The following is a 24,139-nucleotide window of genomic DNA, read 5'->3' on the forward strand; positions in this document are numbered from 1 at the left end:
ATGACTCTTCAACCACGGATAAGCCTCAAAGACAAGAAATATGACAGCTGTATATTTCTCGCTATACTATTGGTTCTATCCCTGTTTATGACTTGTTGGCCGGGCCCGTTGCCGACTTATGCCGGACACGATTATTATTTCAACTTCATGCGCTTCGAGACATTGATGTCAGCACTGAAAGAAGGCAACTATCCGTATTATATAGACTATAATATACTCGATGGGTATGGCTATTTCGTAAAAGCCTTTTACCCCGACCTCACCCTCGTTCCCTTTGCCTTTATCGGATTATATACGGAAGCCGGATTTGCCTACAGCTTTATGATATTTACCATGACATTCCTCTGCGGATGGTTTATGTACCTGGCTGTAAAATCCATATTCAGAAACAGGATAGCAGCAGCATTCAGCAGTATATTATATACCTTTTCGGTCTATCATTTTTTCGACTGGTACAACCGTGGTGCTTTGGGCGAAGCTATTTCATTCACTTTCCTGCCTGTCATCTTTCTGGGATTATATCATATAATAGCAGGGAATTACAAGAAATGGTATTTGCTGACAATAGGTTATAGCCTGTTGATATACACACACCTGCTCTCGTCTTTCCTCACCCTTCTGGTAATGGTTATCTGCCTGCTTTTATGCGGCAAAAAGATGATTAAGCAGCCTGTAAGGATAGCTTATTTGCTGGTTGCCACACTCGTGACTATCCCCGTTGTAGCAAGCTACATTTTCCCCATGATGGAACAGATGATGGCAAACAGTTACCACTATTCCCTACAGGAAAACATAACCGGACAAACCAAGCAAAACCTTGTGCAAATAGGTTGGGGATTCCTCAGTGGATTGCTTTATCCAAAGGATGAGAACCTGACAGGGACAGGGCCATTGTTGATCCTATTGCTCCTGCTCCGCTTTTTCCTTATCAGGAAGAAACCGGAATATATACGGATCGCCGATTTTTGCCTCGCTATGGGCATTATCTGCCTTCTTGCCTTATCTTCCCTGATACCTTGGGGAAGGCTTCCTTTCGGCTTTGTGCAGTTCCCGTGGCGGCTGTATGAGTTTGTAGTCTTCTTTTTTGCCATTGCAGGGGCTTATTATCTTTTTGTATTGTTAAAAAGCAGGAAGCAGCTTATAATTGCGAGTGCTGTCATTGTTAGCTTTACTATCATCTCCATCGTTATTGCCGACCACAACTATAAAAACCGCCAGCTTGCACTGAAGGACTACGAACCGCAATGGCTGACCGGCATCCCATCTGTCGAAAACGATTACTATCAGGGAGGATTTGAATACCTGCCGCAAAAGGTATCATCTTTCCGCTACATACATCAGCGGGGAAAAGATTCGGTAAGTACACAACAAGATCATACAAGGCTGCACAACTTTGTCAACAAGAATGGGCACATATCAGTCGACCTGTCCATCATATCTCCCGATATCCTCGAATTGCCATTAATCTACTACAAAGGGTACATAGCCACGCTCCAGATAGTAAAATACGATATCCCGATAAAGGAAAGCGACAATGGGCTGATACAGGTAGAGGTTATCCAATCGTCCACCTTACAGGTATATTACAACGGAACAATAGTGCAGAGAATCAGTTGGTATGTCTCCCTGCTGTCGATGGTATTGTTAGCTATATATGTTTTATACAAAAGACGAAAAGATGCAAACTAAAGGGTGGAAACATATAATGGGCAACGGGCGATATTCGTCAGGCTTCTACTTTGCCGTTCTCGTCGTCCTCGCCGCCCTATCATATATGATATATGGGCCTGTCGCGGCTCATCCGGGATGGGATTACTATTTCCACCTTACACGGTTCGATGCACTGGTCACTGCGCTAACGGAAGGTACTTTCCCGCTCTATATCGACCATTCGGCTGCACTGGGCTACGGCTACCTCAGCCGCGTATTCTATTCGGATATGCTGATGGTTCCCTTTGCCCTCATCGGGATGGTTACGGGTGCACCTGTAGCCTTCGAGATAATGGTTTTTACGATGACCATCCTTTGCGGCATTATTATGTACGGAGCTGTAAAAACAATATATAAAAACCCGTATATAGCATTCGTTTCGGGCTTGCTATACACATTTTCGGTCTACCGCCTGTTCGATGTATATAGCCGCGCTGCATTTGGCGAAGTGCTTGCCTTTACCTTCCTGCCACTTGTTTTCTGGGGGTTGTACCATATCATAAAGGGAGATTGCCGCAAATGGTATATTATTGCCTTCGGGTTTACCCTGACGATCTTCTCGCACGTTATCTCTTCCGTGCTTACATTCTTTACTGTAATTATACTTTTGGCGGTCTATTACAAGCCGTTGGCAAAAGAGCCGAAGCGCATATTATTCCTTGTTGTAGCTGCATTAACCACCATAGCCATCACCTCTTCCTATACTCTTCCTTTGGCAGAACAATTGGCATCGAACGATTTCCGCTACCAGTACAACGATTGGTCGCTGCCTTCGCGCACAAAGTTATCGCCCGAATATATGCTATGGGCATTGCTTTGCGGATTTGCTTATCCTAAAGATATTATTATAGTGGGCATCGGCATTCTATCCACGGCTGTCGTTTTCCTGAGAATCTTTGTCAGAGAGAAATCGGAAGCCTTGCGAAGTGTAGATACAGGGCTTATTGTAGGAGTGATATTCCTTGTGGCAGTTTCCAGCATCTTCCCGTGGGGGAGGTTTCCGTTTACACTGTTTTCGTTTATACAATACCCGTCGCGGCTGTTCTTGTTCGTTACGCTGTTCTTTTCGGTAGCCGGAGCATATTACCTGTCGAAGATATTCCTGAAAGAGAAGCAGCAACTCATTACTGCCATAATACTTATCGCCTGCCTTATCGCAACATTCTTCTGCCACAACGATTATTGCAGGGCGGTCTATACCGGACATATAAAAGAGACTAACGAGAAGCCTCTGCCGGGAAATTTCTTCTACCTCAACGGTGCTGAATATGTACCCGCAAGAGTACCATCGGCTTACTATATATCAGAACGCAGAGACAGCATAAAACCGCTAAAAGGAGAAACGGAAATCTATTCGCCCCAAAGGGATAAAGGTGCTCTGGCATTCGAAGCCAAGGTGCAACAGCCCGATTCGCTCGAACTCCCTCTTTTCTACTACAAGGGATATATGGCTTTCGCGAACAGGAAGCCGGTCGCTATATCGCAAAGTAAAAACGGATTGGTGCAAATACCTGTGGAAGAAAGTGGCGAGGTAGATGTTTATTATTCAGGAACGCCCATTCAGGAACTTAGCCTTCTCTTCAATTTTGTCTGCTTAATTATTCTTTGTATCTATATCTACAGGCAAAAGCGGAGAGGGTGTTAAGCCACAGGGCAAACGCATGAAAGAATGATGTTCCAATTTTGACTACTGTAGGGGCGAATTATCATTCGCCCGCAGACTTTCCCTATTCCGGGCGAATGATAATTCGCCCCTACAAAGCTCAGAATTGAGTCCAAATAAATTTCATGTGTTAAGCCGCCTTTCTCACCCTGCTCTGCCTTATCTTCTCTACCTTTTTAGCTACCAATTCATTCAGTAATATAGAGAATACAACGGTGGCAACGACCAGGTACAATCCGCCCATACCTTCTATTTGCGGAAGGTTGAGAGCCTTTATTATTACCAGCAGGAACATATGCGATATATAGATAGGGTAAGAAAGTTCTCCTATCTCCCTGTCGAACTTCCACCGCTTAGAGAGGGCAAAGACAAACGGAACGGACACGAAAAACAGGGATAAATAGACGAAGTACTTATCATAATACTCGAAAGGCAGGAAACTGAATATGAGAGTAAACAACAACATCACCAGCCATATCGCTTTCAGGTAAAAAGCCTTGATGTCCATCGTACTTATTTTCTTATAAGCATGAAAGGCGATTGCCCCCAATAGGAAGAATACGAGTTCGGTAGGGAAGAAACGGTGTGTCCACGGATCGTAATTCAACTCGTAGCCAAACATAAGTACAAACCGTAAAGCCAGCGAACAGGCAATCAATATCAGTATATAACGCATCTTGCGCCGTACTATAAAAGGGGCGATAAGGTAAAACATCAGTTCGAGCCCGATAGTCCATGCCTGAGGGATGAAAAGGAAAGTATATACCTGCGGGTCGGTCTGCATAAAGTCTTTTGCAAAGAACAGGCTACCTGTCGTAGTATCGAGGCCTAAAAACAATGCCGCATCCTGAAAGAAGATTACAAGGTTGGTGAATACAAGGTATAAGAATGTGCCTATCTCCATCGTATCGAAATACTCCACATACCGCTGCCAGATATAACTCTTATCTGCCAGATAATAGCCCGAAGCTGCCATAACCACCGCCATAGCCAACACCACCCAATAGATGGGGTAAAGCCGGAGGAAACGGTTGGTGATAAACAGTTTGTATGAGCCGTTTGTCCCAATATACTTTTCTTTCAGGATCATGGTCATATAAAATCCCGAAATAATATAAAAGGCCTGCACGGCAAGCTGTCCTCCCACAAATCCGAAACCGAATATGGCTCCCGAATGCGAAATGACTACCGATATTGCTAAAATGAATCTTAATGTACCCACTGGCCTCTTGTGTAAATGCACGCTTGAGATAAGGAATCCTTCCTGCTATCAGGAACAACGTTCGACAGAGTGCAACGTATTCAATGACAGAACGTATATTTTATCTATCAATGCGCAAAGATATAAAAGTTTTTCCACAAATTCTTTTCCCGTTGAGCTATCTGCAAGGCAAACGCATGAAAAATGATATTCCAGTTTAAGCTACTTGTAGGGGCGAATTATCATTCGCCCGGAATAGGGAAAATCTGCGGGCGAATGATAATTCGCCCCTACAAAGCTCAGAATTGAGTCCAAATAAATTTCATGCGCTTACCCGTTGAGCTATCTGCCGATATAACAGTTAAATAATATTGAATACCCCACGAAGCGAACAGGCATTTTTTTCGTCAAAATATTCACCATTCGGCAATAATTTACCATATTCCTCTACCCTTACCTTAAAATTATTTCGCAAATTTGTACTTTACCAAACCAAAAACAGATGCGCACATTACAAGAACTCATAAATACCGAAGACCCCGGATGGCCGGTAGTCAAAGAATGGATAGCTGCCGCCAAAAACAAGGTAGAAATACTTCCCTGCGAACGCCATCAGGCCGAAGAGGCACTGGTCTACACACAAGTCACTACCCGTTCGATGATGGGAGCCATTGTGTACGAAACAGGAGGGCTGCTCATAGACGACGGCTGGATACGTGTTCTGGGAGCAGGCAGCGACAGGATGAAGCGTTCCCTGCCATCGTGGAACAAAGGCAAAACCTTTCAGGAATATGGCGAACCCGCACCCTACCTGCTTGTGGCCGACGATATACTTGGCGGATTATATGCCATCAATGGCGGTTTCTTAGGCAAAGATGCGGGGAATATCTATTACTTTGCACCCGAATCGCTTGAATGGATGTCATTGGAAATGGGCTACAGCCAGTTCCTCCTGTTCTGCTTCGAATCCGATATGGACGATTTCTATGCCGGTATGCGCTGGAAAGGGTGGCGCGACGAAATTAAGAATCTCGGCGGCGACTATGCCTACAACTTTGCCCCTTTCCTTTGGACGAAGGAGGGAAAGGACATAGAATCTGTTTCGCGGAAAGTAATGCCGGCACAAGAGGTTTATGATTTTAATATGGAAATGAAAAATGTATTGTAAGCCCCTCAATCCCCAAAGGGGTAAGAGACTCAGGAAAGATTAAAAAAACTAAATACTGAAATATGCAAACACTACACAACACCACAGACAGCCTTATCGGGGTGATGAAAGACGTAATGTCGTCGATAGACGATGTAAACGCAGCATTGCAACAATGTTTCAAATTGATATCAGATTCGAGCGAAGAGGATATAAAATATTTCATGAGCAATATATTCGCTTTAAATTCGCTGACAGATATAGAAAAAGCATCATTGGCGACCACCGTCTGCGGCTACCTCGTAGAGAGGGGTTTTCCGAGTGAATATATACTGAAGGATACGATCGACCTGTTCGATACGCTACTCACCCAGGCAAAACCATTCTACGATATGTTTTATGCAGAAGTAAGGAGCATAGAAGAAAATGACGAGAACAGGGATGAGAAAATACAGGCTGTATTCTCCAATCTTATTCAGGATAAAGAAGTTGTAACTCCCGAAATGTACAGGGCTGTGACTGCGATAGAGAAATTCTATCCGTGTGCCATATCTGTATTCTCCATCGACAAGGAGAATTTTTACGAAGCGAGAGAAAGGCTAGCCGAGAAAGCCGCATACATATCGCGGTACAACCAGGGGGCTTACTGGCTCAATACATTGTTTGCCGTTCTTTTCGACGAACCTGTCATTATGATAGATATTGACCGCGAAGTGGGATTCGAAGGAAGAATAAATGGCATAGTCGATAACTATCAGCTACAACATCTACTAATGAGCTTACCGATACTCAACGATGGAAAGAGCGCTATAAGCGAAGAAGACTTTGCTGTGGTAAACGGTTCGGGTGAACAATCGACCGACCGCTCGATAGAAAGCAAATGGAATATGTACAACCTGGAGCTGTGCAGCCAGCCCGGTTGGGATGTAAAAGTAAAAAACCAGGCGAATCCGGCATCATCTATCGAATACCGCAACTGCTGGATATGGAGCGAAGGCGCTCCGGCCGATATTTCTTTCTACGACGGCTATCGTGTCATCCTCCTCGGCAAGCCGGCATATAGCAGAAGTAGCCGTGTACAACGAGCTTTCCGCAACCTGAAAGCCGGTATAGAAGTAATAAAACCATTGTCGCCTGAAGAAATCGGCAAATGGCTCAATAATACAATCTGATATGGAAAAAACAATATTCTTCGCCCCCGACATATTGGCCAATACCGAACTGCCTGCCGAGGAAGCACAACACTGCATAAAAGTATTGCGCAAGAAGGAAGGAGACGAAATACTTATTGCCGACGGCAAAGGGAACTTCTACGACGCAGAGATAATACAAGCCAATGCAAAGCATTGCATTGTAAATATTACCAAAACCATAGCCCAACCCAAAAACTGGGATTTCGGCCTGCAAATAGCCTTTGCCCCTACCAAAAATATGGACAGGACAGAATGGTTTGCCGAAAAAGCTGCCGAAATCGGCATCGACCGCATTTCGCCGCTCCTCTGCCGCTATTCCGAACGCAAAGAGATAAAGCCCCAGCGGATAGAAAAAATCCTCGTATCGGCAATGAAACAATCGCAGAAAGCACTTCTTCCCCGCTTGGATGATATGACCCCGTTCTCTGAGTTCGTAAAACAAGGCTTCGATGGGAAAAAGTATATAGCCCACTGCCATCCGGGCGAGAAGAAACTGCTGAAAGAAGTATATAGCAAAGGTGAAGATGCACTGATACTGATAGGTCCCGAAGGCGATTTTTCGGAACAGGAAGTAGCAGAAGCAATAGCAAACGGGTTCCGGCCGGTTTCGTTGGGCGAAAGCCGCCTGCGCACCGAAACAGCGGCGTTGGTAGCCTGCCATACGATACATGTACTCAACCAATAGGCAGCCAGACCGAACAATATAGCGAAAGAAAATAGGAATCCTCCGATACAAACATTACTTTCGTATTTTGAGCGGAATATATAAATTTATATCCTTAGTAAGATAAAACTTAATAACCAAGAAAAATGAAAACCTTAAAGTATTTACTTCCAATCCTTTTATTACTTTTCTCCGTCTCCGTATTTTCACAAAAAAGAAAAGTGCATGTTCCGAAATCAATAATATTGGCCAATCCCGAAGACGCTGAAGATAGCCCTAGAGAAAAGTATAAATTTGACAAAATGTTTCGTTTCCAATCCAGCAGTTATGAATGCAAAGACGCTCTCGTATATGCACCTGTATCAAGAGATGTCAATTTGAAATATGAAAAAAACAGCGATGCTATTATAGAAGGTAACATTTTGGAGACGACTTGCACTTTTGTAGGAGAATCTGTTAAACTCGACCATATTCTCTCAAACTATAAATTTACTTACGATGCCGACAAGGTACTTATATCGCTGAAATACCAGAAAGATAATTTTGAAGGGGATATGAAGATAAACGAAAATAGCGAGTTATTATCATCGAAAATCCGTTTCGACAACTTCTCTAACCTTAAATACGATGCCAAAGGCAATCTCGTTTCATTTGAATGGTCGAAGGAAGAGTTCAAATTCGAATACGATGATAAGAGTGGAATCTTTAGTGATATAAAATTCCAGAAATGGGTTGCTCCTTTCTTTTTTTCTGATAATGTAGACTGTCTCCCTATTGCCGTACTTAACCGAGGTACACTTGTAAATAATGTAACTAAGGCAGTAAGAAATGAAAAAATGCCGGATGGAACTATCCAAACTACTACCATAACAATTGCTTATAAGTATGATTCGGAAAATTTTCCTTACGAATTTGAATTGAAAATGGAGAAAAATGATGCACCTGATAATATAAAAATTTACAATGGAAAAGTAGTTTATGATATAAAAAAAGCCAAATAGGTTCAGCACCACCAACATTTTCACTAAGAGCCTGTTTAAATTTCGCTAAAATTTAAACAGGCTCTTAGTAACTGTTAGGAAATATCTCGTTCCCATTTTCAGAATTGTTTTAGAGATAATTTTTTCATCCGCGAAGCGATAGTAGCGGGCTACTTGAGCTGAGTGAATGAAAAAATTAGCCGACAACAGAATAGGAAATCGTCAGGATAGCAAAAAAGCCGGATATAAAGACAAAGCATAATATTCCTTCTTTTATAGAGACCAAGAGGGTGGAATATTTTATTCGAGATAAAGCCGCCTCATCCTTACAATATCTACCTTGAGCGTATTGGTCAGGAAATTCATAATAGTGCCGTGATCCCTCTTTATCTGGTTTATTCCCGCTTGCAGGAACATTCGCTTTACAGTGAATATAGACTCCGCACGCGGATATTTGGCAATGAAAGCATCATACTTGTCGCTCAGGTATATTTTCGACGACAGGTAATCTTCCATTACCGTCTCTTCGTCGACACCCAGCGAGAAAAGCACTAAAGCCGCCGCCATGCCTGCACGGTCTTTTCCTGCCGAACAATGAAATAGGATAGGCGCACTCAGATGGTTTTGCACAATGGCAAAAAATATACGGAAAGCCCTTACACAAGCAGGGTCGCTAACCAACAGGCGGTTCATATGCTTCATGTGGGCATCTATATTTGTCTTGAGCAGATTAGCCTGGATACCCTCAGTACTAAGGTTGCCCGGAGTGATGGCTATGGGGTATGTAAAGTGCACTGTAGAAGGCAGCCTATCGGGCGAACGGCGGGTTTCGCCTTGTGCCCTGAAATCAATAACAGAAGTGAGGGGCAGGCTCGACAGGTATTTAATATCTTCGTTCGTAAGGTTCGACAATTCATCGCCCCTGAATAGTTTCCCCCATTTCACCCTGCGTCCTTCTTTGGTAACAAAGCCACCCAGATCGCGAAAGTTGTAACCACCTGCCATCGGCAAGTGACGCTCCGACAATACGAACCGCTCATCATCGCCCGCAACCAGCTCGAAGTAAATGCGGCAAGACGTGCTGACGGCAAGATGGAAAGTACCGCTGCCCGTGCCGCGCAAGACAGGTATCAAACGGTTGATAGATTCCACAGTATGCCCCGCATACAAAGCCCATTCTCCCTGAGCATCAATCTCAAGGCTGGCTTCTTTGCTGAGTTTGTTTCTTATTATCTGAGCTTTGCGGATCTGTTTATCCATATAGATAGATTATCTTACACACGAAGTTTTATTGCCGGTACACGCTGGTATTGATTTAAAAGGCTTTTTAATTTAGATAGCAAAGATATAGAATTAGTTTGTATATCCGGTGTTAAACACCTAAATAGTAGCCAACTGCAAAAAAAAGGTAAAACTTCGCAAAAAAAGGCGGATATATTGTTATTATTTACCGACTTGTTTATCTTTGTTACAAACGGTAATGGGGGTTTTTACCCTATTCACAAAAATCTGACTATCAATTCCGGTAACCGGTAAATTAAAAAATCAAGACAATTGTAATATCTGAACATTAAAGAATCTGCATGAGGCTTAACAGTATTATTCCCCTGGCTTTTTTACTTGCGCTTTACAGTTGTTCCACAAGACCAATAATAACCGTTTTGTGCGAAAAAGACTATAAAGGTAACTATATACTGAAATGGGAAACTTATCCGGAAATAGACAATGCGAGCGTAGAAATATTCGAATCGGACAACGACAGCGTATTCCCATCTACCCCGACTCTGGTTGCAAGTTCGAACGATTATATAGCGATTATCAAAGATTCGCTGCAAAACAGGCCCCTGAGGCATCGCAAATTCTTCAAGGTGAAAATAGCCGGCATAGTATCCGACATAATAAGCAACCGGTTCTTCGAACTGGACAGCGTACAGAACTTCAGGGATATAGGTGGCTACATCACAAACGACAACCGGCGGGTAAAATGGGGCAAGGTATTCCGTTCGGGCAGCATAAGGCATATGACCACAGGCGACAGCCTCGAACTAAACAGCCTTGATATAAAAACGGTGATAGATTTAAGGTCGGAAGATGCAAAGATACAAAGCATAGACCGCTACCACAATGTGAACTACGTACGGCTGCCTATTGCAATAGACGGATATAATTCGATAACAAAAAAGGTGCTGGAGGGGAAATTCCTGCGCGACGATGCTATCATGTATATGCAGAGTACATACCGCGATATGGTTTACAACTATACACAGCAATATACAAAGCTTTTCGACTACTTGTGCAACGAAAAAAATTACCCTGTAATGCTCCATTGCTATCTGGGAAAAGACCAGTCGGGGATGGCGGCGTATTTCCTGCTGAAAGCCCTCGATGTACCTATGGATGATATCGAGATGGATTATATGGGGTCGGCAATAGGGATAGACCGCACCAAACTGGTAAAGAACGCCGACAGCCTTTCGGAATCGAGGCAGGAGGCTTTCACCATGCTGACCAAGACAGACCTTGCCTACCTCAAATATGGCATATCGTGCATCAGGGAAAAAAGCGGTTCGATAGAGAATTACCTTGTCAACGAGCTTGGGCTGACTCCTGAGAAACGGAACAAGCTGAAAAAGATACTATTGTATTAAGAGTCTGTTTAAATTTTATAGCAGTTAGAATCTAGCTACAAAACAATCCTTTATATACTGCGCGCAATCACAGATTGGCTCCGCTTCGCTCTGCCCAACAAGAGTTTGCTACAATTCTAGTCGTGCGTCAGCGGACGTGCATTAGTTCCGCAGGCGGGAACCTGTCCGGTGAAGACGGCGTAGAAAGGGATGGGGCATAGCCCGTTTATCCCTTTCTGCCGGCAAACCGTTGACAGGTCGCCGAGGGACGAAGCACTAGCCTTTTGCTTCCTTTTGGGCAATGCCAAAAGGGAGGCCAAGCCCGGGAGGGCGCGGCAGGATGAGTTAAAGATAAGACATTTAACTCAAGATGGCTTTTATGTAGTATATAGAAGAATGTATAATTCTACTACCGATTGGTAGCTAAAATTCAAACTCCCGCAATTTCCCTACTATCTTCACCGCTTCCACAGCTTCTTTTACATCGTGTACGCGCAAGATATCAGCACCGTTTTGCAGGGCGAAGGTATTTAATACAGTCGTACCATTGAGGCTTTCTTCGGGAGTAGTGCTCAGCAGGTTGGCTATCATTCTCTTGCGGGAGATACCCACAAGCAAGGGAAGATTGAATACGGAGAATCCGCGTAATGCAGCCATCAACTCATAGTTCTGGTCCAATGTCTTGCTGAACCCGAAGCCTGGATCGAGAATAACATCGTTTATCCCCAGCATATGCAGCTCTTCCACCTTCCGCGAGAAATATAAAAAGATATCTTGTATCAAGTCGTTGTAATCGGTCAGTGCAGTCATTGTCTGAGGAGTTCCCCTCATGTGCATCAGTATATACGGCACATTGAGGCCGGCAGCTACCGTAAACATTGTTTTGTCCATCTCCCCGCCCGAAATATCATTGATAATAGCCACTCCATGCTCTTCGACACAAAAACGGGCAACATCGCCATAAAAAGTATCGACAGACATGATGACTCCGGGAAACTCCCTGTTGATAACAGGCAAGGCAAACTGGAGGCGTTCGACCTCTTCCTTTGCCGAGAGCAATGTAGAAGTAGGACGTGTAGACTGTGCGCCGATATCGACAATAGTCCCTCCCTGCGACAGTATCTCCCCTACCCTTTCTATTATCTGATGCTCGGATGCCTTGCGGCTACCGGCATAGAACGAATCGGGTGTTATATTCAATATCCCCATTACAAGGGGCGTGGACAGGTCGAGCAGGTCGCCTTTTATATTGATTGCTTTTGATGACATATGGCGGTTTACAATTCTATTATTCCTTCGTCCAGTACAGTTAGTTTTTCGATGCCGTCTTCCGTTACCAGATACGTATTTTCAATACCTACCGCACCCACTTCGGGTATAACGAATTTAGGCTCTAGCGCAAAAATCACATTCGGTTCGAATACTTCGCGCGAACGTGGAGTCATTACAGGAGGTTCGTTTATTTCGAGCCCTACGCCGTGGCCGACAAATTTGGCCTGCTGCCTGGTTCCCATAAAGTATGGCTCAAGGTTGTTTTGCTTCACCATCTCCATCGCAACATTATATACATCGGCACAACCCGTTCCCGGTTTGGTCATATCCATTACACGATTGTGTATATCGATGGAAACCTGATGGGCACGATAGGCGATATCTAAGGTGCGGCCGGCAGAGAAAACCCTTGTCATATCGGTCATCCACGGAGTATAGTTTCCTGCCATGTCTACCATGATGGTTTGCCCGCTTTTTATCTTTTCGCCCGATGCGCCAATGGGCAATGTCGGTGTTGCACCTGCTCCGCCGAGGGCAAAGTCGAAAGGAGAAGGGGCTTCGGCGTTTTCGCCAACCAGAAGGCTCCCCATATAGATATCCATGTTTTCGCCATAGCTGCGGAATATACCCATAGAGCCATGCTGGCGCATAAGCTTTTCTATTTCTATTTGCAGCTCAATGTCTGTCATTCCCGGCTTATAGATATCCGGTATCAGCTTATATACAGCTTCGTGCCGGCGGGCACAAATCCTTACCTGCTCTATTTCGAAGGAGCTTTTCACGCTGCGTATCCTGCGCAATAATACGGAGGCATTAGCGGCATTCGATATACCGAAGGTGCTCATCAGTCGCGAACATTCGGTATAAGACATCACATCTGTTTCGAGCAATACGGTTTTGGGCAAAGCAATACCGCGCGATTGCAGTTCTTCTGCTATTTGCTCGGGTTTGCGGATATAAATCGTATTGTCGAAGGCAATTCCTTCGGGACGCTTGACGAAGTGAACCGGATCGCCTTCTGCGGGCAGGTAATAGTAGCCGTTGTAGACTTTTCCCGTCATATAAAATACGTTTACGGCAGTAGTTAATATACATGCTTCTATATTCATCGCCGCCATTTCTTTCTGAAGGCGTTGCCTGCGCAGTTTCAGGTCTTCCGATAATGCGTTCTGGTAGTTCATTTCAATCTCGTTATTTATACAATCCTTTCTCTATAATATATTCAGATACAGCCTCGCTCAGGAACGGATGCATATTCTTCCCCGCCTTTATCCCATCCCTGACAAAGGTGGAGGATATCTCTACGATAGGCGAATCCAATGCTTCCACTTTGCCTCTCTGCTTTGCCGGAATGGTTATGCGGTAGCCCAGCCGTGGATATACCTTGAGCTTGTAATTGTGCAATATACGTTCGTACTCGAACCATTTTTCAAATACCTCCCAATTGTCGCCCCCTATTATCAGCGTGAAACAATGCTGGGGGTATTCCTCTTGCAGCCGGTCTAGGGTATCGACAGTGTAGGAAGGGCGCGGCATGGAAAATTCGAAATCGGAGGCCTTCAGTTTATCGTATTTCTGCAAAGCCAGCTGCACCATTTCCAGCCGTACCTGTTCGTCCAGAAGTTCAGCGTTTTTTTTGAACGGGCTTTGAGGAGTTACCAGGAACCACACTTCGTCTACATCGGTAAACTCGGTGATATAGTTGCCCAAAATAATATGTCCTATATGGATAGGATTGAACGAACCCGAAAAGATGCCTATATTCATTTTGATACAAAATCGCTTACTACTTCCAATAATTCGCCGAATGCCTTATCCAGATCATCGTTGACAATGACTACATCGAACCGGGGCGCAAAGGTCAGTTCATATTCTGCTTTGGCTATCCTGCTCTCTATCACTTCCGGCGAATCGGTATTGCGCCCTACAAGCCTGCGGCGAAGTTCTTCTATCGACGGAGGCATTATAAAAACGGCCAATGCCTTATCGCCATAAAATTGCTTGATATTGCACCCTCCGACTACATCTACATCGAATATGGCGTTTGCCCCGCTATTTAAGATGCGGTCTACTTCCGTTTTCAAAGTACCGTAAAAACGGTCTTCATAAACTTCTTCGTATTCGAGGAATCCGTCTTCGGCAATTTTTTGCCTGAATTCATCGGGCGTAAAGAAATAATATTCGACTCCATGCTGCTCTGTTCCGCGTGGGGCACGGCTGGTAGCCGAAACGGAAAATTCCAGATTCAGTGCTTTGTATTCCAGCAGGTAGTTGACCAATGTAGTCTTTCCTGAGCCCGAAGGGGCTGAGAAAATTATGACCTTTCCTTTTTTATCTTTATCACAGCACATTAAGCACTTGCTCCTTTATTTGTTCCAGTTCATCTTTCATACGCACTACTATCTGCTGCATATCTGCATGGTTCGATTTAGAACCCATAGTATTGATCTCCCTGCCCATTTCCTGAGCGATGAAGCCTAATTTCTTGCCTTGTCCCGAACCGGCTTTCATGGTTTCGAGGAAATAGCTGAGATGGTTCGACAGCCTTGTCTTTTCTTCATTTATATCGAGTTTTTCGATGTAGTATATCATCTCTTGTTCGAAACGGTTTTTATCGTAGTCGAAGTCTTCTATCTTTTGCAGTGCCTCGCTTATGCGCGTTTTTACTTTCTCTACGCGTTCGGCTTCGTAAAGGCTTATTTCCGATAGCAATGCCGATATATTGGCTATTTTTTCTTCGAAAAGTTTTTCCAGCATTTCGCCTTCCTGTTTGCGGAATGCCTGCAACTGATGTATAGCCTTGTCTACAGTCTCGTGCAGCAATTTCCATTCGGCTTCGTCTACTTCCTGCACTTCGTATTTCAGCACATCGGGTAGGCGCAGGAGAACCTGAAACCAGTCGGACGGCTCGTCTACACCAAGCTTCATTGCCGAATCTTTTATCTGCTTATAATACCCTTCTATCTGATTATGATTTATCTGCGACGATGTCTCGTTACCGATGTTTTCTACATAGATAAGGAAATCGACCTTGCCCCTTTCTACCTGCCGCGAAAGCTGGTTGCGTATCTCCATTTCGTGCTCCTTGTACAGATTGGCTACACGCACGGTGAGGTCAAGTTGTTTACTGTTCAGGGATTTCACCTCCACCGTTATCTTCCTCTTTTGCAGTTCGGCGGTAGCTTTACCGAAACCCGTCATTGATTGAATCATATCTTTGTTTTTTTATATTGGCTGCAAAAGTACGCAATTTATTTGTTAATTTTTTATATATGGCATCTTATATGTAGTTAATAGTCAAGCTTATGATAAAATGATACTTTGACAGGCGTTTTTTGCATATAATGAACAATTTACAGAAATAATACCAATCTGTAGTTAAATTGTATGTTCATTTTTATACTGCATAAAAGCAATCTTGTGTTAAACATTTAATCTTTAGCTCATGCTGCCGCGCCCTCCCGGGCTTGTCCTCCCTTTTGGCATTGCCCAAAAGGAAGCAAAAGGCTAGTGCTTCGTCCCTCGGCGACCTGTCAACGGTTTGCCGGCTGAAAGGGATAAACGGGCTACGCCCCATCCCTTTCTCCGCCGCCTTCACCGGACAGGTTCCCGCCTTCGGAACTGATGCACGGAAAGCTGACGCACGACTAGAATTGTCGTAAACTCTTGTCTGGCGTCAGCCCGCGCCATTAGCTTTGCGTACGGGGTACCCACGCGATGCAGGCGGCGTAGAATGAAGTGGGGGTGCTGTTATGCAACTTTGCTAAGCCAACAAAAGGATTGCTGTTAGTTCACTTCATTCAGCCGGCAAAGCGCAAAGTGGGTCGTACGGCGAAGCGAGGCGCAAAAGAGTTTTTGGTTCCTTTTGGGGCTTAGGCCAAAAGGAACGCAAGCAAACACCGTTCGGCAGAGCGAAGCGGAGCCGATCGTTGATTGCGCGCAGTATTAAAAAGAATATTTTACAATCCCCAATCAATTTCTTTTTTCTTTATCTATATAAGAAAACGATTATGGCAAAATTTACAACCGAACTGGCAACACGCATCCTTCAAATGATAGAACACGATATGTACACCGTAGCCGAAATATGCCGCGCTGTGGGTATCAACCGCAAGACCTTTTACGAATGGAAAAATACCAAACCCGAATTTTGCGATGCTATAGAGGAAGCCATCGAGCGGCGCAACGAAGCGTTGGTGATGCTGGCGCGCATGTCGCTAAAGAAGAAACTGGAAGGCTATACCATCACCGAAGAAAAATATTACTACGAACCGGCCAAAGGCAATCCGCAGGAGATGGTGCTCAAAAAGAAAGTGGTGAAGAAAAAGGAGGTTGCACCCGACCACCGCGCCATAAAGATGGTATTGGAGAGGGATGGCAGGAAGCAGGTTGAAGAAAGCCCTGTGGAGAACAAACTGATAGAGATAGGCGTGGTGGATGATGAGACAAAAGTTATGTTGGAAGATTTTCTGGGAGAAAAGGCTGTGAGTACATACAGGGTGGTTTCGAGAGGGAAAAGTCCTCTCGATTCCCAAGCCCCTCCAACCGCCCCAAAGGGAGGCTTAGAGCAAAGCCACTATTAAATGAGGCTGAAAGACAGTGGAAAGTAACAATGGAAAAGTGATGAAAAGGTGTTACATGTGTTACTTTTTGTCACCTCACTCCCCGCTCTCTCCAAAGGGAGAGAGAGCCGCAAGCCACGACAAGAGAGGGAAAAGGTAACGAATATTCTCTCTGTCATCCTGACGTTAGGAAGGATCTCTTGTCTCAGTAGTGTTGTAGGTTGTATCTTGTCTACTTGTATCTAAAGATACTGTTAACTGAAAATACATATTGTTACCTATGGTTAAAGCAGCTATCCTTTTGCCACTATATGTATCTTTTCTACCAAATTCATGCTATCTTTGTAGCCACAAATAAATTCTTATTGTCAATAAAGGAACAATTCTATGACAGAGCCTTTGAAGCACGAATGCGGTATTGTGATGATACGCTTGCTTAAGCCATTGGAATACTATCAACAAAAGTACGGGACATGGCAGTATGGGTTGAATAAACTCTACCTGCTGATGGAAAAACAGCACAACCGCGGACAGGAAGGAGCCGGACTGGCTGTCGTAAAACTGGACTCTCCTCCCGGAAGTGAATTTATTTTCCGCGAACGGGCAACAGGTTCGGGCGCAATATCCGAGATATTCGGCAATGTGTACCGCAACTATGAGAAAGTACCTGCCCATATGTTCAACGACCCTGCGTATGCAAGCCAATACCTGCCATTTGCCGGAGAATTGTTTCTGGGACACCTGAGATACAGCACAACAGGCAAAAGCGGCATTTCGTACGTACACCCGTTCCTCAGGCGCAACAACTGGCGCTCGCGCAACCTTGCCCTTGCCGGCAATTTCAATATGACAAATGTAGATGAATTGTTTAACAACCTGGTAGAACAAGGACAACACCCGCGCGACTATGCCGATACATTCGTATTGCTCGAAACCCTGGGGCATCACCTCGACAGGGAAATCCAGTTCCAATTCGACAAATTTGGAAAAGAACAAGGAGCGAAGGGCGAAGAACTGAACGACCTGATAGAGAAGAACCTCGACCTGCACTTCATGCTCAACGCAGCCAGTAAGAACTGGGACGGGGGATTCGCCATTGGCGGCATCATCGGCTGCGGCGATGGGTTTGTCTTCCGCGACCCGTGGGGCATACGCCCGGCATTCTACTACAACGACGACGAGATAGTGGTAGTGGCTTCGGAACGCCCTGTAATACAAACTGCACTCGGACTGGATGTGGATGCCGTAAAAGAACTGAATCCGGGGCAAGCTATCATTGTGAAAAAGGATGGTTCGGTGATGTTCTCGCAAATACAAGAACCAAAGAACGTAAAGCCTTGTTCTTTCGAACGCATTTACTTTTCGCGTGGTTCCGACGCCGATATCTACAAGGAGCGTAAAGCTTTGGGCGAACTACTGATTCCCCAGATACTAAAAGCCATAGACAACGATGTAGAGAACACTGTGTTCTCATTTATCCCCAATACGGCAGAAGTGGCCTTCTTCGGCATGTCGGAAGAGTTGAACAGGTATCTGAATAATGTTAAACTCCGCAAGATTTCCGGGAAAGGTTTATCTATAACAGAGGAAGAGCTCGATAAAGTGTTGTCGATGCGCATCCGTACCGAAAAAGTAGTTATCAAAGATATAAAACTCCGCACATTTATTGCACAGGATAATAACCGCGACGACCTTGCAGCACACGTTTACGATATCACTTACGACTCGGTTCGCCCCTATACCGACAACCTTGTGGTTATAGACGACAGCATTGTACGGGGTACAACCCTTAAGCAAAGCATTATAAAGATGCTGGATAAACTTCACCCTAAAAAGATAGTGGTGGTTTCGTCTTCGCCGCAAATCCGTTACCCCGATTGTTACGGTATAGATATGTCGCGGATGAGTGAATTTGCAGCTTTCAGGGCAGCAATAGAGTTGCTCAAAGAACGGGGCATGCAGTCTGTTATCGACGAAGTATATCAGAAGTCGGTGACACAGCAAGACAAACCGAAAGAAGAGATAGTAAACTATGTGAAGGAAATATACGCGCCATTTACCGACGATGAAATTTCGGCCAAGATGGCGCAGATGCTAACACCAAAGGGAACTGAGGCCAAAATAGAACTGGTATTCCAAAGCATAGAAAACCTGCATAGGGCTACCCCAAACCACAGGGGCGACTGGTACTTTTCGGGCGACTACCCTACTCCGGGCGGAAACCGCATGGTGAACAGGGCGTTTATCAATTATATCGAAGGAGTGGATAACAGGTCGTATAGGTAGTGCCGAGCCCCCTCAATCCTCCTAGGGAGGACTTACAGAGAGAGTATATAAATGGATATTTACGCGGCTTTGCAAAAGCCTCCCTTTGGGGCAAGACTGTTAAGTTCTAAACGAAATAATACTTAAAAGAATAAAATATGACACTGAGATACACGAAGAAGCCACTGAGAAACACTGAGGGAAAAAAAATCTCAGTGAACCTCAATGTTATGCTCAATGTTTCTCAGTGTAATAAGAAATTAGAACTTAACAGCCCTACCCTTTGGGGAAGTCGGAGGAGGTCTTCTTTACGATAATTCCAGCCCAAACTCGTCTTTGAGCTTGCGCAGGCTTTCGTTCTCCTCCATCATCAGGTTGAACTTTTCGGCAGGGGTAAAGGCTTGTTTCTTTTCATTGTCCTGATTGATGCGAAGTTGCATTTCGATAGCAGTGTTACGCAGTTTGCCTCTCAGTGAATTAAGGATGTCCATTTTGTACTCCAAAAGCCTCTGTGCCTGAATCGCATTGTTCACTACGATCTCGAAGGTAGTACTGTCGATAAGATCGGGCAGGCAGCTAAGCATCGTATTTTTGAGATGGTGTTCCTCAACCAAAGTTTCGGCATAAGCCTTCCACTCGTTTATCAGTTGCAACGGGGTGAAGCTTTCTTTGAGCACTACGGTATTTACACTGGCCTGAGCTATCTCTTCTTCCTTCTTTTGACTGAGGGATGAAATGGAGATTCCCATCTTGCCCATACTGGCAGGAATGGAAGACGAACCGCCAGCCGGTTTTTGCGAAGCCGGAGGAGCAGGCCTCCTTGCTTCTGTAGGCTGCGTATTATTTACCACTGTAGAGGAAGGGCTCTGTTGTTGCGGAGCAGCAGTCTTATCACCTTGAGTATTGGTGAATATGGGATCAATTACCGGCTTTTTTTTTTTGATCGTCTAATCCTTGCGGAGACGATAACTGGCACAGCCTGATAATGGTGAGATCCGAGAGCAGCCGCTTATTCCGGCTATAGCGGTAATTGAGGTCGCTTTCGTTTATCAGCTCGATGGCTTTATAGAGGAACTCGTTGCTGCATTTCTGGGCTGTTGCTATATACCTGTCGCGGATAGATGCCCCTACCTCAAACAGTTCAGCTGTTCGCGGGTCTTTACAAAGCAGCAAGTCTCTGAAATGGGATGCAATGCCGGTAATGATATTGTTTCCGTCGAAGCCTTTGCTTAGTATCTCATTCAGTATAAGTAAAGATTCGACTATGTTATTAGCAAGGATATGATCTGTCAACTTGAAGTAATACTCATAATCGAGTACATTCAGGTTTTCGATAACAGCCTTATAGGTTACGTTGCCACCCGTAAAGCTCACTACCTGGTCGAAGATGGAAAGTGCATCGCGCATACCGCCATCAGCCTTTTGAGCCAAGACGTTCAAGGCTTCGGGTTCGGTTTTTACGTTTTCCTGAGAAGCCACATATTGCAGGTGTTCTACAATATCTTTGATGGTGATACGGCTGAAATCGTATATCTGGCAACGCGAAAGTATAGTAGGCAATATCTTATGCTTCTCGGTAGTGGCAAGCACAAAGATGGCATGATGAGGCGGCTCTTCCAAAGTCTTGAGGAAAGCGTTGAAAGCAGCTTGTGAGAGCATATGCACCTCGTCGATGATATATACTTTGTATTTCCCTATCTGCGGCGGTATGCGAACCTGCTCTATCAGCGAACGGATATCGTCGACCGAATTGTTCGAAGCAGCATCGAGTTCGTGTATATTAAACGACCGTTGTTCGTTGAAGGCTACGCACGACTCGCATTGGTTGCAGGCCTCGCCTTCGGCAGTAGGGGTAAGGCAATTTATAGTTTTGGCGAAGATACGGGCACAAGTCGTTTTCCCCACTCCACGAGGACCGCAGAAGAGATAAGCATGAGCCAGCTTACCCGAAGCTATCGCATTCTTGAGGGTGGTGGTCAACGCCCTTTGCCCTACTACCGACATGAAAGAGGCAGGACGGTATTTACGAGCCGAAACTATATAATTGTTCATATTGTTTTTAGTTACAAGTTACGCAGCCCTTTCGGGCAGTTACGAGTTACAAGCCTTTCGGGATAAATGAAAATCAGAATGGCAAATCGTCAGCATCGTCACCACTTGTAAAGTCTACAGGAGCGGCTGGTTGCACTGGTTGCGGTTGTGCCCCATAGGCGGGAGGCGGCGTTTGTCCACCGGCACCCATTATGTCGATCTTCCATGCGCGCAGGTCGGTGTACCAGTTGCCATTGTATTCGCGGCTTTCTATATCGAACTGTACATCGAGCATATTGCCTATCTGTAAAACAGATTCGTTGATTTTGTCACCCCAAAGTGTAATACATACTTTTTTAGGGTACATACCGTCGGTTTCGAGTATGATGTTTTGTTTTCTCCACTCTCCATTTTTTCCCATGCCTGTTTGTATAGGCATCACTTGAATCAATTTAGCTGTTAATTGCATATTATATATATGTTTCTTGTTTCTTTAAGAGGTATAAAGGTACAAAAATACAATTTGTTTTTCAATATACCGCCTGCAGTTATACCCTATTTACAAAGGAAATAATTGCACAAATTAAGTAAATATAGTATACTTGCATTCCGAAAAAAATTGACATTAACACCTTTATGGAACAATTAAGCCGTTATCGCGCCCAACTGATGGGTATAGCTATCCTCTCTATCCTGTTATATCATATTCCTCACGAGTGGTATCATGTCGATTTTCCTTTAAGCCTTATTAAACATTATTTCTATTTCGGAAGCGATACATTCCTTTTTCTATCGGGCTTCGGCGTATATTTTGCATATACTAAGAGACGTAACAACCTGAAAGAATTTTACCTGAGGCGCATACGTCGTATCCTGCCTTATGTTTACCCAGTTATATTGGTCACCGGAATCGCACTCTTTTACCTCGGAGAAGTAAACCTGTTTGAGTTTATCCAGATTATCACCCTTTTCGATTACTTGATAGCAGGCTTCTTATACAACTGGTTTGTCCCTGTCATATTGTTTTTCTACCTGATAAGCCCCCTATTGATAAAATTCCTGTCGAAAAAATCCTTTTCCTAAATTGCTTGCAATTTTCCTGATTTGCTATACCCTCATCATATTGTTTTTTTACAGAGACAACAATACCATTATGCTATCCCGTTTCCCTCTCTATTGCTTGGGGCTCATAGCTGGAGATATACTGGCGCACAAGAAGAAGATAAAGAAACTGTATCTGATTATCCCGGTAGCTATAGGTATTGTACTACTGGCGATAAACTACTGGTTCGAAATTACAGGCAATAAGGTTTGGGAATATTATACCAACTATACAGCTTTCTTTTTCCTTGTACCACCTGCCTGCCTGCTCGTATCCAAGTTATTTTCACTGGTGCAGAATTACAAATTCCCGTTCCTTACCATGCTTGGCAATTACAGCTTGTGCATATATATAATCCATTTCCGCGTATTGGTTTTAGCAACTTTCTTTTTCGAAAACAGATTGCTGGCAACGATAAGCTACCTTGTTTTTTCCATAGTCCTCTCATATATATGGCAAAATATGGTTGCCGCTATATTAAATAAATATTGGAAGCTAAACAATTCACATCCTCTGCCTTAACTATCGAAAGGTATTCGCGGTTCGCGGGCTTCAGCTGCCTGCAACTTTTCTTCCGAAGTTATAAACTGCTTATAGTATGACAACAACAGCGTTGTAAGAGGTATTGCAATTATCATACCGACAATACCGAGAAGGGCACCCCATACCGACAAAGAGAGAAGGATAATTGCAGGATTGAGCCCCATTGCCTTACCCATTATGCGTGGCACAAGAAACAGGTCCATGATACATTGCACGATTACATATACCAAAGCCACAAGCCCTATCATCACCCAGAAGCTATCGTTTGTTTGCGAAGCATGCAGCCAGCAAAGCAATATTGCCGGAGGGAACGTTATAACCTGCAGATAAGGAATCATGTGAACCAGACCGACGATTATACCGAACAGTATGGCCAACGGTAGCCCTATAATCTGAAATCCTATTGCATACAACCCTGCCAATATAAGGCAGATGAAAGCCTGATGCCGGAAATACTTGTTCATGCTGGTTTCTACATCCAATGTGATGCGTCCTACTACCGGCCGGTATTTAGGAGGGATGAGAAACCGCCACAGCTCGTTAATCTTGTCGTAGTCGAGCAGGATGAATATGATATAAAGAATAACGACAAAAATGACTGCGAGCCCGAAAATGGCGGAAACAGTATTCGACAGCAATGTTTTTACTGCAGGGCTAAGGTATTGCACCAATTCTATAATATTATCCTTCGACAAACTCTGCTGTATTGCTTTATAATCGACATATTCGGCAATAAGTTCTGTGACTGTTATGTGCAGAACCCCATCGCTGCGGCTTATCGAACTAAGATCGTAAGAAGCGATCAGGTTGTTTATCTGCCAGATCTCGTTTTCGATAATCGGCACAAGGATAAACCCGAGCAAGGTCAATATCCCCGCTACACTCAACAGAGTGAAAATGACGGCAAGCGAATGCGCCATCTTCAACCGCCGCTGAAAAAAACGCACCAATGGATTCAGCATATAGGCTATCAGCCATGCTATGAGGAAAGGCAGTAACACATTTCTCAGTATATAAAGGAAATATAATGCTCCACCGATTGCCAAGACACTAATAAGCAGGCGTATCGTCCTGTCGAAAGTAAAGGGGCGTTCGAATGGTTGTCCTGTTGACATCTTTGATCAAAGTTAAAATATTTGATATATCTTTACACAAAGATAATTTATTCTTCCAATTATT

Annotated in this window: 22 protein-coding genes and 1 pseudogene; 12 read left to right on the plus strand and 11 right to left on the minus strand. The window is 44.3% G+C overall.

Going from position 1 to position 24,139, the window contains the following annotated elements; translation table 11 throughout:
* Positions 1-1,689: a hypothetical protein gene (locus tag D0T57_RS05175; protein WP_163271570.1), complete on the plus strand. Its 1,689-nt coding sequence runs from the start codon at positions 1-3 to the stop codon at positions 1,687-1,689.
* Entirely contained in the window at positions 1,679-3,355 is a 1,677-nt protein-coding gene (locus D0T57_RS05180; RefSeq protein ID WP_163271572.1) for a YfhO family protein, read from the plus strand. Before D0T57_RS05175 ends, D0T57_RS05180 begins: the two co-directional genes overlap by 11 nt.
* Before the next feature lie 148 nt (positions 3,356-3,503).
* Here the strand turns inward: D0T57_RS05180 and D0T57_RS05185 are convergent, their stop codons facing one another.
* Entirely contained in the window at positions 3,504-4,595 is a 1,092-nt protein-coding gene (locus tag D0T57_RS05185; RefSeq protein WP_163271574.1) for an acyltransferase, read from the minus strand.
* Between the two features lie 481 nt (positions 4,596-5,076).
* On the opposite strand from D0T57_RS05185, the gene D0T57_RS05190 reads away from it, so the two are divergent.
* The 4 genes from D0T57_RS05190 (at position 5,077) to D0T57_RS05205 (ending at position 8,579) form a co-directional block, all read left to right on the plus strand.
* A complete protein-coding gene (locus D0T57_RS05190; RefSeq protein WP_163271576.1) occupies positions 5,077-5,742 on the plus strand; it encodes a DUF2625 domain-containing protein in 666 nt (221 codons plus the stop codon).
* A gap of 62 nt (positions 5,743-5,804) precedes the next feature.
* Positions 5,805-6,893: a hypothetical protein gene (locus D0T57_RS05195; protein WP_163271578.1), complete on the plus strand. Its 1,089-nt coding sequence runs from the start codon at positions 5,805-5,807 to the stop codon at positions 6,891-6,893.
* A 1-nt stretch (position 6,894) separates the two neighbouring features.
* Positions 6,895-7,599: a 16S rRNA (uracil(1498)-N(3))-methyltransferase gene (locus D0T57_RS05200; protein ID WP_163271580.1), complete on the plus strand. Its 705-nt coding sequence runs from the start codon at positions 6,895-6,897 to the stop codon at positions 7,597-7,599.
* 125 nt (positions 7,600-7,724) lie between these two features.
* Complete coding sequence (locus tag D0T57_RS05205) at positions 7,725-8,579, plus strand: hypothetical protein (protein WP_163271582.1); 855 nt, start codon at positions 7,725-7,727, stop codon at positions 8,577-8,579.
* Between the two features lie 279 nt (positions 8,580-8,858).
* Here D0T57_RS05205 and D0T57_RS05210 read toward each other — a convergent pair whose 3' ends face one another.
* Entirely contained in the window at positions 8,859-9,818 is a 960-nt protein-coding gene (locus D0T57_RS05210; protein WP_163271584.1) for a tyrosine-protein phosphatase, read from the minus strand.
* A 401-nt stretch (positions 9,819-10,219) separates the two neighbouring features.
* Between D0T57_RS05210 and D0T57_RS05215 the strand changes: the two genes are divergently transcribed.
* On the plus strand, positions 10,220-11,206 hold the full coding sequence (locus tag D0T57_RS05215) for a tyrosine-protein phosphatase (protein WP_255490504.1): 987 nt from the start codon (positions 10,220-10,222) through the stop codon (positions 11,204-11,206).
* A gap of 116 nt (positions 11,207-11,322) precedes the next feature.
* Here the strand turns inward: D0T57_RS05215 and D0T57_RS05220 are convergent, their stop codons facing one another.
* The 6 genes from D0T57_RS05220 to D0T57_RS05245 all read right to left on the minus strand — a co-directional run bounded on the left by D0T57_RS05220 (position 11,323) and on the right by D0T57_RS05245 (position 15,670).
* Positions 11,323-11,493, minus strand: coding sequence for a hypothetical protein (locus D0T57_RS05220; protein WP_185154632.1), 171 nt, complete (start codon positions 11,491-11,493; stop codon positions 11,323-11,325).
* 115 nt (positions 11,494-11,608) lie between these two features.
* Positions 11,609-12,454, minus strand: coding sequence for a dihydropteroate synthase (folP, locus tag D0T57_RS05225; protein ID WP_163271588.1), 846 nt, complete (start codon positions 12,452-12,454; stop codon positions 11,609-11,611).
* 8 nt (positions 12,455-12,462) lie between these two features.
* Positions 12,463-13,638: a Xaa-Pro peptidase family protein gene (locus D0T57_RS05230; RefSeq protein WP_163271590.1), complete on the minus strand. Its 1,176-nt coding sequence runs from the start codon at positions 13,636-13,638 to the stop codon at positions 12,463-12,465.
* 10 nt (positions 13,639-13,648) lie between these two features.
* Positions 13,649-14,224, minus strand: a complete 576-nt coding sequence (gene nadD, locus D0T57_RS05235) for a nicotinate (nicotinamide) nucleotide adenylyltransferase (protein ID WP_163271592.1) — start codon at positions 14,222-14,224, stop codon at positions 13,649-13,651.
* Entirely contained in the window at positions 14,221-14,808 is a 588-nt protein-coding gene (gene gmk / locus D0T57_RS05240) for a guanylate kinase (protein WP_163271594.1), read from the minus strand. The genes nadD and gmk overlap by 4 nt, the downstream gene beginning before the upstream one ends.
* Positions 14,798-15,670 carry a YicC/YloC family endoribonuclease gene (locus tag D0T57_RS05245; RefSeq protein ID WP_163271596.1) on the minus strand — a complete coding sequence of 291 codons (873 nt, stop codon included), beginning with the start codon at positions 15,668-15,670 and terminating at the stop codon, positions 14,798-14,800. The genes gmk and D0T57_RS05245 overlap by 11 nt, the downstream gene beginning before the upstream one ends.
* A gap of 266 nt (positions 15,671-15,936) precedes the next feature.
* On the opposite strand from D0T57_RS05245, the gene D0T57_RS05250 reads away from it, so the two are divergent.
* The 3 genes from D0T57_RS05250 to D0T57_RS05260 all read left to right on the plus strand — a co-directional run bounded on the left by D0T57_RS05250 (position 15,937) and on the right by D0T57_RS05260 (position 19,305).
* The gene (locus D0T57_RS05250) at positions 15,937-16,119 is read left to right on the plus strand and encodes a hypothetical protein (RefSeq protein WP_185154638.1); all 183 of its coding nucleotides are present in this window, start codon (positions 15,937-15,939) and stop codon (positions 16,117-16,119) included.
* A gap of 348 nt (positions 16,120-16,467) precedes the next feature.
* Positions 16,468-17,040 (plus strand): phBC6A51 family helix-turn-helix protein, encoded by a 573-nt coding sequence (locus D0T57_RS05255; protein ID WP_163271598.1) that lies wholly within the window; start codon positions 16,468-16,470, stop codon positions 17,038-17,040.
* 366 nt (positions 17,041-17,406) lie between these two features.
* Entirely contained in the window at positions 17,407-19,305 is a 1,899-nt protein-coding gene (locus D0T57_RS05260) for an amidophosphoribosyltransferase (protein ID WP_163271600.1), read from the plus strand.
* 287 nt (positions 19,306-19,592) lie between these two features.
* On the opposite strand, the pseudogene D0T57_RS05265 reads toward D0T57_RS05260, so the two are convergent.
* Positions 19,593-21,336, minus strand: a pseudogene (locus D0T57_RS05265) (DNA polymerase III subunit gamma/tau).
* Between the two features lie 73 nt (positions 21,337-21,409).
* Positions 21,410-21,784 carry a DUF3127 domain-containing protein gene (locus tag D0T57_RS05270; protein ID WP_163271602.1) on the minus strand — a complete coding sequence of 125 codons (375 nt, stop codon included), beginning with the start codon at positions 21,782-21,784 and terminating at the stop codon, positions 21,410-21,412.
* A gap of 167 nt (positions 21,785-21,951) precedes the next feature.
* On the opposite strand from D0T57_RS05270, the gene D0T57_RS05275 reads away from it, so the two are divergent.
* Positions 21,952-22,398 carry an acyltransferase family protein gene (locus D0T57_RS05275; protein ID WP_163271604.1) on the plus strand — a complete coding sequence of 149 codons (447 nt, stop codon included), beginning with the start codon at positions 21,952-21,954 and terminating at the stop codon, positions 22,396-22,398.
* A gap of 1 nt (position 22,399) precedes the next feature.
* Positions 22,400-22,939, plus strand: coding sequence for an acyltransferase family protein (locus tag D0T57_RS05280; protein WP_163271606.1), 540 nt, complete (start codon positions 22,400-22,402; stop codon positions 22,937-22,939).
* Here D0T57_RS05280 and D0T57_RS05285 read toward each other — a convergent pair.
* Entirely contained in the window at positions 22,936-24,075 is a 1,140-nt protein-coding gene (locus D0T57_RS05285) for an AI-2E family transporter (RefSeq protein ID WP_163271608.1), read from the minus strand. The two genes, D0T57_RS05280 and D0T57_RS05285, sit on opposite strands and share 4 nt — an antisense overlap.
* Between the last annotated feature and the right edge of the window lie 64 nt (positions 24,076-24,139).

Origin of the sequence: Dysgonomonas sp. 511, assembly GCF_010501105.1 — a bacterium.
Classification (GTDB): domain Bacteria; phylum Bacteroidota; class Bacteroidia; order Bacteroidales; family Dysgonomonadaceae; genus Dysgonomonas.